The sequence below is a fragment of the Paenibacillus sp. M-152 genome (genome assembly GCF_003856555.1).
GTDB lineage: Bacteria > Bacillota > Bacilli > Paenibacillales > Paenibacillaceae > Paenibacillus > Paenibacillus polymyxa_C.
In genome coordinates, this window is sequence record NZ_CP034141.1 from 3,102,775 (window position 1) to 3,116,910 (window position 14,136).

The window sequence follows — 14,136 nt, forward strand, 5'->3', positions numbered from 1 at the left end:
AGTACATATCAAAATAACCTTCCGATGAATCAAACTGAACCATCAGAAGGCTTTAAACTAAACTGCCGATCCTGTCGGCAGTTTTTTTATTTGATCTCTTTCACTTTACTTGTACCAAAGATCATCGGTTTCGAGCTCCTGTAGGCTGCTCAAAAACGATTTTGAGTTATCAACATAAAGTTCGGTGTCGATATAGTACAGCTTTTTATCTTGTAAGCATTGATCAATATACTCTGCATTCAAAATACTTTTATCTTCTACATTGGCGGCAAATGCTTGCAGTTTGGGAAGTGCAGTTTCAAGCCACGAATGATGGAATCCAGCCGGCTCCTCCAGACAATAAATGTCATGATACAACGCTTCAGCAATCCCCTTTTTCCTGAGATAATCGGGTGAGAAAGGCATACTTTTGAAGTAGCGTCCGGTCATAGCAAACACGCGATAGCTCCAATGAGGAGCACCATGATTAGATTGGCAAAAAAGATTCAGGAAAAATACAGAATAGTGCATTTTTATCGTCATAATATGATGTTTCTTCACTTCCGCAACAATACGATCCGCCATCCGGCTGTCAATGATCTCATCGAAATCAGCCAAGATGATCACATCATCATCCTCAACCTTTTCCTGCAAAATAAAGGTGCTCCTGTTTCTTTGGCAAGCTTCATTGTGAAACGCACTGTTATGACTGAGCAGACTCCAGTACCAGTGGTCAAAGTGATCTGCGCCGCAGCGATCCACATCAAAATACAATGAATGCTCTTCAGGTGCGCGAAACAGTTCATCCGCATGAAATGGATGGTGAATGACCTTGGGACCTATATAATCTGGATTAAAGTTGCAGGGCTTATCCAAATAGCTGAATGTCTTGTTGGCTTCGATTACGTGCAGTTCGTCGATCCAGCTGGCATTTTCTTTTATTTTAATCTCTGCAATGCGATTTTCATTGAAAAAAGGGCAAAATTCATATATTTTCATAATCTGAGGCTCCCTCCATTATCATGCTATATGTTCGAACACCAATGCTTCGATACAGATATTCGGATATAAAGCGTATTAGCTCTGCGATCGTCTGATCCTTATAATGCAGTGAACTATAATAGCAGGTTAAACTTAATCTATCTCGTCTAAGGTCTGCCGTCATATTTAACTTGTAAGCAGAGGGGTTGTCCGCCGCATTCGTGCTTCCGTAAGAAATCGATAAAGGCTCATACAAATCATCAGCTATTCCGTTCATTTCCTCTGATTGGTAATGGAAAAGCATGTGCGTTCCGTCTCTCAGTGGTTTCGTATTTGGATAAACATCCTGTATCATATAACGTAAAATAAAGTAATCCATGCCTTCAGATGGAACATGCTGCAACATGTGTATGACATGTCTCAGTGCCATTTCCCAATTGTCCGACTGATCTCCTGCCGGGATCTGAATACGAAGGGGATATGCTCCAGCAAAAAAACCAATAGTACGATCAATCACAATACCCGGCAAAAAGGACTCACGTTGATAAGACATGACATGCAGCAGCAAATCCGATTGGTTTTTCAATTGAAAACAAGCCTGTGATAATGCCGTTAGTAGGATGCTCAGTGGTGTAGTTTGATGCTTTACAGCCAATGCCTTTAATAGCTGAAGATGCTCTTCTCCTTCGAGTAAATCAAGCGTTATAGTTTTCATGTGGCGATGGAGAGGCTGTGCCTCAGATTCCGTGTCAACCTGCAAAGATTGTCCGCCTTCTACAATCCTATTCCAAAAAGTGAATTCTTTAGAAAAAGTGTCTTTCGCCGCATATTGCGTCAACGCCATGCACCAATCCCGATAACTGCTTCCCTCCTCCACATGTAGCGCCAGATTACTCCCTTGTCCCGGCAAGAGAAGATGTCTCAAATCCTCTAAAAAAATGTTTATAGAGATTCCGTCAAAAATTAAATGATGGAACAGAAGCAATAACACCTGTTGGCTCTCGTCGTAATAGTGCTCAAACCATACAACCTTCCATAAAGGTCCTTCCTTGATATCGAATTCATGCTGCACTTTCGAGCAGTAGTCCGAAATATAGGCGTCATGTGATCCCGAAACCATGCGCAAATCCACGTAAGAAACCACCTCTTGTACACTTATTTTCTGCTCAAATTGATACCATTCATCATCCTCCAGTTGAGAAAATGACAGCCGTAACGCCCCATGTTTGCTCAATAGTTGTTCAATCGACGTGTTCAGCAATTCTGTAGGAATGTAATTTTTGAGCCGAGCCAGGTAAGGTACATTAAACATGTTGCGATTCACAAGATCTCTTTGGAAAAAACGTTTTTGTACAGCAGACAGTGGAAATCCGTCATACGGGTATGTTTTTCTTATAGACTGAATATACGGGTTATCCATGTTTGGAAAGAGGGCAGCCGCTGTATCCGTTATTGCATTGCTCAACGAAAGTGCCAAACGTTCGATCGTCTGTTCGCGAAATATCTGGTTAACCGTAACCGGATATCCGCTTTTTTGCAGCAGGCTGGCTATGCGCAATGCATGGAGTGAATGTCCTCCCAACGTGTGAAAGTCTTCATTCTTGCCAATGTAATCTAGCTTCAGGACCATGCTCCAAACTTCTTCTATGGTTTGCTCCAATTCAGTCCACGGTCCAGCATTTGCTTCTTTATCGCTATGGATTTCAGGTAAAGGAAGCTTTTTGCGATCAATTTTCCCGTTAATCGTTAATGGGAACGATTTTAGCCAAATGTAACGAAACGGCAGCATATATGATGGCAGAACGTCAGCCATAAAAGCATGAAGCTGTTCCTCTCGTTCTTCCTCTTCCGCTGTATAGTAAGCGAACATTCGGAGATCGCCATGAACCTCCCCGACAAGGATCAGGCATTCTTTTACCACTGGACGGCTGCTTAAACGGAACTCGACTTCTCCGAGTTCGATTCGATATCCGCGGAGTTTTACCTGATCATCAGCCCGTCCGATATACTCGATATTCCCGTCTGGCAACCATCTCACTCGATCTCCCGTACGATATAATACTAAATTTGTGCCTCTTTCACGATCTTTGGCAGAGCGGTGTGGATTTGGAGTAAACGCATGCTGTGTCAATTGGTTTTGCTGCCAATAACCCCTCGCCACCCCGTCTCCTCCCACGTATAATTCCCCGACTGCTCCGACAGGCTGAACACGGCCCCGTTTGTCCAAAATATAACAAGTTGAATTACTTATGGGCTTACCGATAGGAATATTCTGCTCAAATGGCTTTTCGATCCGGTAGCTCGTCGAAAAAGTGGTGTTCTCCGTAGGACCGTATGCATTGAGAATCGAGAGTTGCGGATAGGCGAGCCGGATACGATTGATATGTTTAACCGACAAAATTTCCCCACCTACGACCAACCATTGGAGTCCAGCAAACAGCTTTTCATTTTCTTCAATCCAGTGATTACACAGAGCAGAACTTAACCATAGGGTATTAATTCTCCACTCCTTTATCCGCTGCTCCAGCACATGGATATTTAAAAGATCGTCTTTGGAAATTACAAACAGCTGACCACCATTTAACAACGTCCCCCAAATTTCAAACGTAGAAGCGTCAAAAACAGGCGAACCTGTATAGAGTAATCTGATGTCAGAAGAAAATGGGAAATAACAAGTGTTTTTGACCAAGCGAATGACATTGCGATGTTCCACCATTACGCCTTTCGGTTTTCCCGTCGATCCAGAAGTATACATGAGATAAGCAAGATCATTGGGAGCAACCCTATTTTCCTTCTTTTCCTGTTGTACAACTCCATTTTGGTCAAAATGTTCTGTATCAATCAATGTTAAACGGATTCCCTTACAAGCTTCCGCGATACGTTTTGTTCCTTCCTGTGAAGTGAGGATAGTGTCCAGTCCAGCATCCTTGATTAATTCTCGGGTTCTTTCTGCCGGAAAATCAGGATCAATAGGAACATAGGCATATCCCGCTTTCATGATCGCCAGGATGGAGACAATGAATTCAAGAGAACGCGGCAAGTAAACTCCAATAAACTTTCCATGACTACTGGCATTAGCATCATCCGCTAACCTGTTGGCAATGTGCTGAGACATGAGGTTTAGGCTGTGGTAGGACATAACCTGATTGTGAGCGATTACTGCTGGCTGTGAAGACCGCAGCTTTGCTTGCTCCTGAAATAAGTCAACAATCGAACGATCTCTGGGATATGCTGTATACGTATTATTCCAGTCATAGACGATTCGATCATATTCATCCTTATTCATGAAGCAAACGTCTCCGACGGTGTGATTCGGATAATCCAGCACATATTGCACCGTATTTTGCAGTTGTTCTGCCAATCGGCTAACCGTTTCTTGCTTCAGTCGATCTGCATCATATATAAACTTGATGATGATCTGTTCCCCGTCATGAGCCACGGTGATCGTCATTGGATAATTCGTTTTCTCTCGTTCCTCCATAGCTGACATCTTCAATTCATTTTCAGGCTGCCGATAGTCGTTCAAATAATTTTCGAATGCCACGATGCTATAAAACATGGCATGTCCTTGAATACCAGACCAGCTCTTCAATTCGTTCAGACTCACATAACTGTGGTCATTTAGTTTCTGAATGGTTTGGTGCAGCTGTTGTACATACTCCGTGATGGTTTGCTCCACATTCCAGTGCATGACTAAAGGCAGTGTATTAATCAGCATACCTGTGATCCGATCCGCTTGTGCAAGATCCGATCCTCTCCCGGATACCACCATGCCAAAAATGGTTGTATCGGCATCATGATAGACTTGTAGCATTTTGCCCCATGCGAACTGTACCAGTGTATTTAGCGAAACTTGTACTTGCTGTACAAAATCGGCGATCTGCTTGGTTCGTCTTGAATCGATAATAAGCGTTTCGATCTGCTGGTTCTCTATCGGTTGATGTACATCGGGAAGTGTACCTTTTTCTATCAGTGGTCGTGTCGGCTCCGTTACGTCGGCCAAATATGCCCTCCAGAATGTCTCGGCCTCCGTGCGATCCTTATTATTTAGCCAACGATTATAAGATTCAAAAGAACGGTTCAAGTTACGTTGAGGTATCCGATTTTGCAGGCTGCAAGCATAGAGCTCATGTACCCGATTCAGTAGTAGCGGCAGGCTCCAACCGTCCAGCAAAATATGGTGGTAACTCCAAATCATCGTCCATTCGTTCGAAGCAATCTGAATTAGGGTTAGGCGGAACGCAGGCTGAGTTAGATCAAAACGGCGATTACGATCCATTGTCATCCAGCTTTCGATATGCTCTTGTTGCCGCTCTGGTTGCTCTGCTTCAAAATCCAAAAACGTCCATTCCAATTCTGCATTTCGGACAATACATTGTATGGGCTTGTCCAACGTCTCCCAAATGTAGCAAGTCCGCAAGCTATCATTTTCGGCAATGACGCTGTTCCAGGCTTCCCGGTAACGATCTACCTCTAGCCTGCCATGATATTTCCAATGAACCTGCACGAAATATTGATCGGAGGCGGGATGGTCCAAGTAATGGAACAGTAGTCCTTCCTGTAAGGGACTTAGATACAGCATTTTATCTAGACCATGTTTCAAATGATATGTCTTTACGATCTGATCGAGCGAATGCTGTTCCAGGGACACGGATGGAAAATCACTAGGCGTGAATTCTTCGTGTTCAGCCTGGCTGCAATGCTCGATAATAGCAAGCAGACGTGTTACAAAAGCTTCTAGCAATTGAGTTATAGTTACTTCTTCATAGTGACATTTGCTATATTTCATAAACAGATGCAGCTTGCCATGAACTATGGAACAATTGAGTTCCAATAGGCTTGTTCCATGATTAAGCGGTGAGCTATAATCCTGTGCTGCGTCACGTGTAAACTCTAGCCACTCTTTTGACTCGTTCATATTACCCTGATCAAATTGGCCCAAGTAATTAAAAAGAGCCTGAGGTTCAGAAGCTGCTAACTCGGAACGGACTTCTTCGTGCGGATGGCAGTATCTCAAAGCACCATATGACATACCACGGTGAGGAATATAGCGCAATTGCTCTTTGACAGATTTAATCGTCGCTCCCAAAGAGCCGCTATCCAGAATCCGAATGCATACCGGAAACATAGAGGTAAACCAACCGATAGTTCTTGTAAGGTCTATATCGGATACAAAATGCTCACGTCCATGACCTTCTAAGCGAAATGCAATCGTTGTCTGTCCAGACCAATCGGAGAGTGCCAAGGACCAAGCTGTAAGCAGCAAATCGTTGATCTCAGTATGGTAAGCCTGGGAGCAATGGTGCAAAAGCAGCTCCGTATCGTCGAAAGTAAGCATCGTAACCAATTCCGACGATGCACTGCTCTTTTTATGAGCCGGGTAATGGTCTACTGGCAGCACAAATGCTGCAGCTTGGTGCTGTACTATTTTCCAATACTCAATATGACTTAACGTATCCTTATGTTCAGAATAACTCATCAATACAGAGTGCCACTTTTTGTATGGATTTAAAACGGGCGGCAGTGCAGTCCCCTGATACAATTGACACAATTCCTGAACCAATATTCTCCAGGAAACTCCATCAATGACCAGATGATGTATAGTCATAAATAAACGAGCTTTACCATCAGGATGACCTTGGATTACTCCTGCATATATCATAGCGCCGGTCTCATAATTCAATTGTCTGTTCCACGCATCACATATGCTTAAAATTTCGGATTCAGGATAATCAATTTGTTGAAGGGTATAGCTAGCCAGTTGGATGGAAGTATCCGTTCGGTAGCGCTGCCAATACACATGTTCCCTGACCACGATCTCCGTCGAAAGCTCTGGATGTAATCGAATCAATTGATTAATGGCAGTTTCCAATCTCACAGGATCAAAATCACGGAGCACAAACAGCTGGGGTTGATTGAAATAATGCGGCTCTACAAACTGTTGCTCGAAAAACCACTGCTGAATCGGTGTCAAGCCAAATTCGCCTGTCAAATCAACCATAAGCTCTTCCGTTTGATTACTGTTTGTCCAAGTAACAACAGTAGCTAATTTCTTAATAGTTGGATGCTCTGCCACTAGTCTTGGAGTAAGTATCATACCGTGATCTCTGGCTATAGATACGACCTGAATGGCAAGAATTGAATCTCCCCCAACAGCGTAAAAATGGTCGTTAACTCCGATATCTCCCCTTTTTAAAATCTGTCGCCAAATCCTAAGCAAACGCTTTTCAAGATCATCCTCGTCTGCTTCCACAACTTCATCAGCTTGAAGAAATAAGATGCTCTTCGGATCAGGGAGAGCCACACGGTCGACTTTTCCATTTCTATTTACCGGAAAATACTCCAAATAACAAAAATATGATGGAACCATATAAACTGGTAATACAGCACCCAAGTGCTGCGTCAATTCCGCCTCTTTCAGTTCTTCTAGAGCAGTATAATAAGCTACCAGTTTATGGTATGACCCGTCCTTCCAGGTTTGAACGACACATTGACCGATGTCAGGATGTTGGCGTAGCTGATATTCTATTTCACCCAGTTCGATACGATACCCTCTGATTTTAATCTGTTCATCACTACGCCCTATAAATACCAGTTCTCCATCCGGCGTCCATTTCACAATGTCCCCGGTTTTATATAACCGCTCACTGTGTGACGGATATTCACTGCTGACTGCAATCTCTTTGTGAGCGAATCGTTCTCGAGTCAGTTCCTCACGATTCAAATATCCTCTGGCAAGCCCAATGCCCCCTACCCATAGTTCGCCGGGAACGCCGACAGGCACAGGATTGCCGAATGAGTTCAAGACGAATAAACGTTTGTTATAAACGGGTTTGCCAATCGTAATTTCTTTTCCTGGCTGGCAGACAGAAGTAGCACAAATAATCGTTACTTCGGTCGGCCCGTAAGCGTTCACAAATCGTCTTCCTCTTCCCCAATAGTCGACAATATCAGGTGTACAGGGTTCTCCAGCAGATATAAGTGTACGCAATTTTGGCAATTCTCTATGTTTCATTGTTCGGAGCACCGATGGCGTCAGCATGGCAATGTGGATCTTTTTCTCTGCCAGAATATCTGAAATGTCTGCATAAGGTGGTAGTTCATCGTCTGAAAGGACAACCAAAGTCCCGCCTACTGATAACGTACCGATCCATTCGTAGACCGAAGCGTCGAAACTCATGGAGGCGAATTGCATGACTCTTGAGTCGGACGTAATACCAAACTTTTCAACAAGATAAGGGATCAACGTAACCAAGCCAGCATGTTCAATGAGAGTGCCCTTCGGTTTTCCGGTAGACCCGGATGTGTAGATGACATAAGCCAGATCATTCTGTTTCAGCCCGATCTGCAAATTTTCGTAAGGATAGCAGTCCTGTTGCTCCGAGCATTCATCCACACAAATCAGCGTATGTGGTTTCATACCCAGTTGAGAAATATATGGATTTATTCTAATTACTAATTGACTGTGCGTTATAATCATTTGGACCTGTGCATCTTCTAAAATAAATCGCAACCGCTCTCCAGGATATTGGGGATCGACCGGAAGGTAAGCAGCTCCTGCTTTCATAACTCCGAGCATTGACGGGAGCACATCTGCGCTCCTGTCCATAATGATAGCAATTAGCGTGCCAGTCGGCAGAGAGCCATGTCCTTGCAGCAAATGCGACTCTATAATCATGTGGCTGATTTGATTTGCCCGGTGATTTAACTCATAATAGGTCAGCTTCTGCTCACCAAACTCCAAAGCGATCGCATTGGGTGTTCGATCAGCTTGCTCCTCGATCAATTGAACCACCGTTTTATCCAAAGGATAGGCTTGTTCTGTATCATTCCATTGTTGCATCTGTTCGCGTTCTTCCGTGGTCAGCATGGGGTGAAATAGTATCTTTTTCTGCGGAAAAAGGAGTGCATTTTCCAGCAATGTTTGAAAATGGCCTGCGAAGCTAGGGATTTGTTTTTCTCCAAAACGATTGCCATCATACTGTATTGCGCACTCCAATACATCCGCATCATAATGGTAGCAGAGTGCGATTTCTAGCTGATCTATACTTTGTAAAAGAGCCTGTGCTTTCACATTTGAACTTGGAGATAGGAAATGATCACACATTTCTGTGATACCCACATTGAAGAAATCCTTCTCTCCTCCTGATCGAGGATCGACTTTAGTCTGCTGCGAAGAATCCTCTCTCCAATCGCCGCTGGTATGTCGTTTGTTCCAATCCATTTGTATCCTTTGTGTCAAAGAGAAAAGATCATCTTCCCTTTGTATATGAATGAGTAGCGGATAATCCAGACGATCTCCTTTTTCTTCTTTGTCGGATATCATAGAATATACAACAGGCAAAGCATATTGATTGGCGTAATGGGATAGCAGTACGGACCATATGGATGTTATAAAGGAAGGCATACCTATCTGATGATCCTGTACAAATTCTAAAATCGCTTGGACCTGTCTTGTCTCCAAACGTATGCCGTAAAGCACTTGATTGTGGCCTGCAGGCTGTGAGATATTTCTACTGGAGTGAGAAAATAAAGGCAAATAACGTCGTGGTCTATCAGACCCACTCTGACTAGGTATATTGGATGACTCTATCACTTATTGTACCTCCCCTATCCGGGATGCTATACCAGCAGCTTGATAAAAAGCAGCCCTGACTTCCTCTACTTCTATCTCGTAACTGCATCGTATAGAAAAGATAAGACCATCCGTGTAGGAAGAAGCAATGCAATTGAACAGTGAATGGATCGGCAGTGGATTCGGTTGCTTTATAACGGTATCATCATAATAATTGCTGTATTTTGAGCCTGCCTTTGTGCTGTTTCCTAAATAGTTAAACATGAATAAATCTAGTTGCTCATACTGCTTCCCCAACTGTGCAAGTGTTCTGGTCCGCTTCCACTTGTCTTTGTAATCAGGGCTTGTAAGAAGATGCATAAAATTGATCGTATGGTATTTTAATAAATCCAGTCTGCTTCTGACAGACTGCATCATTTCATCTGGATTTTGCTTCAGATCCAACAGCATAGGCACAAAATCAATAAATTCACCGGTCGTGTTATAATAAGCTTCCTCGTCGTATCTTCTTCCATCATATAAAAATAACAATGGCAGCTTATCCATACCTAAATATGTTTGCAGGCCCCTTGTATAGACATAAAGCGCCAGCTCTAAAGAAGGATTTGCAGCGGGAATGCATACGTTAAACAGGTAGGCTTCTGTGCTCGTTCGAAGCTTCGGGGCTTGGAAGATGTATTGCTTGCTTTTTTGGAACGCTTCCAAATTAAAAGATGATATTAATTCTGGTTCCGTGATTCCTTTTGGTCCACTTTGGATTTGTCTAACATACTCCACATAGGGCTTCACTTCATCCATAGGAAGGGAGCGATTTTGAAGTAGACTCCTGTAGCTAGCAATCAGCTGTCGCTCAGCTACTTCCGAGGTCACCCGGTCGCATATCGCATGATGATAAATAGTAATGACATAATGTTCACGCAGGTTCCGTTTCAGCACAAACATGTGGAATAACATTTGCTCTCCGGCGAATCGGGTATTTGTAACATAATCATTTATCATTTCCATGAGGGGGCCACATGGATTGTAAGCTGACACATCAATAATGTTAAGTCTTGGCACATTATCACTAGGCAGTACGTATTCCCTCCAATAAGTCCATCCATCTCTTTGGGTCGGAACACTCCTCAGTAATCCTTGACTTTGGACAAAATGATTGTAGGCCTGATTCAAAAAATTATAATTTACACACTCATCCAGCCTAAATACACCTAAACTTGGTGGTGTTTGAAACGAAATTTGCATTTGTTGAATTCCACTTAGTGGATATTCTTGTGCCACTTCTCCTCTTTTAAGAAACTGATCTTTTTTCAAATAATCATCTTTCAATTGCTTGCGTAAACTTTCCACTGGATCCGAATTCATGCTCTTTAAGCCTAGACGCTGGAAAAATTCCTCTTCATCCATCGTCCAGTATTGATCAGCCATTTCAGCTCTTAGATGCAGTGGTACAATATAGTGAGGCAGTAGCTCTGGAGCTACTTTTCCGTCCATAATCCGCAAGATATGGTTAACGTTAGCCACCATGTCGGAGTAAAGCACCTGAATATCTCTAACTTCGTGAATAAAATCCCTTACTTGGTATTTCACCCACTCAAAAACACCATCCGTTTCTTGGTGAAGCCAAGACATCAGCTGATGTCTTGTTTTAATGATGCCCTGCTGCTGTTGGGACCCGATAACACTATTCTGTGTTGAACGAAGGTAATCAGCGAGGGCCCGAATCGTTTTATAGTGATAAATGTCTGCTAAAGTGACGTGATATCCTGCCCACTCCATCCTTGACATTAATGTAAGCGTATGAATAGAATGTCCACCGAGGTCGACAAAGCTATCTAAAACACTGAACTGCTGCAGTCCCAATACATCCTGCCAGATATCCATCAGCTTCGTCTCCAGTCCCGGCTCAGGAGGGACATATTCTGCTCCAGCATGCTTATTTCCTTGAAGGGCCAACAGTGCCTTGCGATCCAGCTTACCATTCAGTGTCAGTGGCATCTGCTCTAATTGAATAAAAAAAGAGGGGATCATGTAATTCGGGAGTTTTATAGAGAGAGCAAATTTAATTTCATCTGCTGTCAGTTTTGTGGTCGCTGTAAAGTACGCTTCCAGTTGCTTCTGACCGGCCTCATTTTCGCGGGCAATAACAGCCGCTTCTTGTATATCATTTATTTTTAATAGTTGCGACTCTATTTCTCCTGGCTCAATTCGGTACCCCCGTATTTTTACTTGACCGTCGATCCGGCTAATATATTCGATGTTTCCGTCCGCTTGCTCTTGTACCCAATCTCCGGTACGATACAATCTGCCTCCAGGTACCCGTGAAGACTGAATAAACCGCTCTGCTGTCAGCTCTGGACGATTCAAATAACCTTTAACTAATCCATCGCCAGCGATGTACAATTCGCCTGTAACTCCCTGCGGCAGAGGACGCTGCTCTTGATCCAAGACATAAATCTTCGTGTTGCTAATTGGTTTGCCGATCGGCACAGTATTTGCATTTTCGTCCAAATGATCAATCGGATAATACGTAGCAAATACCGTGCTCTCCGTCGGCCCATAGACATGAATTAAACGGCCGGGACCCAGAACAGCGAACGCTTTACGTACATGGCTGACCGACACCTTCTCACCACCGAATAGCAAGGTTTCAATGGTTGCAAAGCAGCCGGGGTCAATATCCACCAATGCATTAAAAAGAGCCGTCGTGACAAAGCATTTTGTAATCTGTTGTGTACGTAGTATATTTGATAGCTCCCGTGCATTCATAGATTGATCCTGTGTGCTCAAAACAAGAGTGCCCCCATTAAGCAAAGCTCCATAAATACCAAATGTAGCACCATCAAACGAAAAACTGGACACTTGCAATATCCGATCTTTTGTCGAGAAATGGATGTAATTTGGCTTTTTAACAACACGTGTAATGTTGTAGTGCATCGTTAAGGTTCCCTTAGGTTCGCCCGTAGAACCGGACGTATACATAATGCATGCTAGCGTATCGGAACCTTGAATAGATGTGAGATTCCGTGTTTCTTTTCCATAATTCCGCTTGTCCATCAAATCCAGAACAAGACTGTCGAGCTCCAATGGGTTGTGGATTGGAAGCCGGGTCAGCAGGAGGGTTGCGCCGGAATCCGTCAGCATATAGCGTATACGTTCCTTGGGATATTGCGGATCAATCGGCACATAGGCTCCCCCGGCTTTTAAAATTCCGAAAATCCCGATAATCATCTCCAATGAGCAGTCAACCATGATCCCGACGGGCTCGTCTTTATCTACACCTTTGGCTCGCAAAACATGTGCAAGCTGATTGGCCTGTTTGTTCAGATCGGCATACGTCAAGTCCTTGTCCCCAAATACAACCGCTACGTGGTCCGGTGTACGCTCAACCTGCTCCTCAAACAATTGATGAATCGTTTTCTCCCGCGGGTAATCCGCTAACATACCGTGTAACATGTTTAAGATCATCTCCTTCTCCTGTCAGCCATAATCCAGATATTACAATAGGTTGGATATTTAACTGGAGAAAAAGAAATGACATCAGAGCTTGTTTTTCGACTGAAAATTTCTTTAAAATAAGTATATAGCTACTTCTTGCTCTACAATAAAATACCACAGATTGGTTACTCGACTGGAGGAAAAGAAATGACATCGGAGTGGCAAAGATTACAGACCAAACTGCCGGAATGGGTAGAACAAAGCCGCCATGAGTATATTCATGGCAAGGTAGCAGCATATATTCCCGAACTGTCCAAAGCCCCGGCCGACGCGCTGGGTATTGTGGTAATGAACGGTGCGGGTAAGACCGTGGTAGCCGGAGATACGGAAATACAATTTACGATGCAGAGCATCTCAAAGGTATTTACGCTCATTCTGGCCTTGATGGATAATGGAGAGGACGTTGTCTTCTCTAAGGTGGGGATGGAGCCTACCGGGGACCGTTTTAATTCCATGCTAAAGCTAGAACTGGTTGAGCCGGGGATACCGTTTAATCCACTGATTAACGCTGGAGCAATTGCTGTCTCCTCTCTGATTCGCGGAAACAGTCCAGAAGAGAGATTTGCCCGTGTCCTTCAATTTTTCCGTCTGCTTACTCATAATGACACATTGGAATATGATCAGGATGTCTACGATTCAGAATCAGCCACAGGCCATTTAAACCGTTCCCTTGCTTATTTTCTAATGGAAAAGGGGATTTTAAGAGGTCATGTGGAGGATGTGCTTGACGTCTATTTCAGACATTGTGCTGTCAAATTGAACTGTACAGATTTAGCACGTATGGGACTCATACTAGCCTACAACGGCCGTGATCCGGTCACAGGTATACCTCTGATTCCCCGTCGTTATGTACAGATCGCCAAAACATTTATGACAACATGCGGTATGTATGACGCCTCTGGTGAATTCGCCATTCAAGTCGGGCTCCCTGCCAAAAGCGGCGTATCTGGCAGTATAATGACGATGGTACCCGGACGATACGGCATCGGGCTAGTGGGTCCTTCATTGAATCGTATGGGCAACAGTACAGCGGGGGTACACTTGCTGGAGACAATGTCACGGGATTTGGATTGGAGCTTGTTTTAGTATAAAAAAAGGGTATTCCC

Annotated in this window: 4 protein-coding genes; 1 reads left to right on the forward strand and 3 read right to left on the reverse strand. The window is 43.7% G+C overall.

The window, feature by feature from the left end; translation table 11 throughout:
* Nucleotides 1–105: 105 nt before the first annotated feature.
* The 3 genes from EGM68_RS13435 to EGM68_RS13445 are packed head-to-tail and all read right to left on the reverse strand — an operon-like array spanning nt 106 to nt 13,000.
* Nucleotides 106–978 carry a glycosyltransferase family 17 protein gene (locus EGM68_RS13435; protein WP_129549400.1) on the reverse strand — a complete coding sequence of 291 codons (873 nt, stop codon included), beginning with the start codon at nt 976–978 and terminating at the stop codon, nt 106–108.
* Nucleotides 965–9,556 (reverse strand): non-ribosomal peptide synthetase, encoded by an 8,592-nt coding sequence (locus tag EGM68_RS13440; RefSeq protein WP_129549401.1) that lies wholly within the window; start codon nt 9,554–9,556, stop codon nt 965–967. Before EGM68_RS13440 ends, EGM68_RS13435 begins: the two co-directional genes overlap by 14 nt.
* On the reverse strand, nt 9,557–13,000 hold the full coding sequence (locus EGM68_RS13445) for an amino acid adenylation domain-containing protein (RefSeq protein WP_240664037.1): 3,444 nt from the start codon (nt 12,998–13,000) through the stop codon (nt 9,557–9,559).
* 177 nt (nt 13,001–13,177) lie between these two features.
* Here EGM68_RS13445 and glsA point away from each other — a divergent pair, with 177 nt between their 5' ends.
* Entirely contained in the window at nt 13,178–14,116 is a 939-nt protein-coding gene (gene glsA, locus EGM68_RS13450) for a glutaminase A (RefSeq protein WP_090738983.1), read from the forward strand.
* The last annotated feature ends 20 nt before the right edge of the window (nt 14,117–14,136 follow it).

Coding starts and splice junctions, on each gene's coding strand:
- EGM68_RS13435 (WP_129549400.1), bottom strand. CDS start 978: ATGAAAATATATGAATTTTGCCCTTTTTTCAATGAAAATCGCATTGCA.
- EGM68_RS13445 (WP_240664037.1), bottom strand. CDS start 13,000: ATGATCTTAAACATGTTACACGGTATGTTAGCGGATTACCCGCGGGAG.
- glsA (WP_090738983.1), top strand. CDS start 13,178: ATGACATCGGAGTGGCAAAGATTACAGACCAAACTGCCGGAATGGGTA.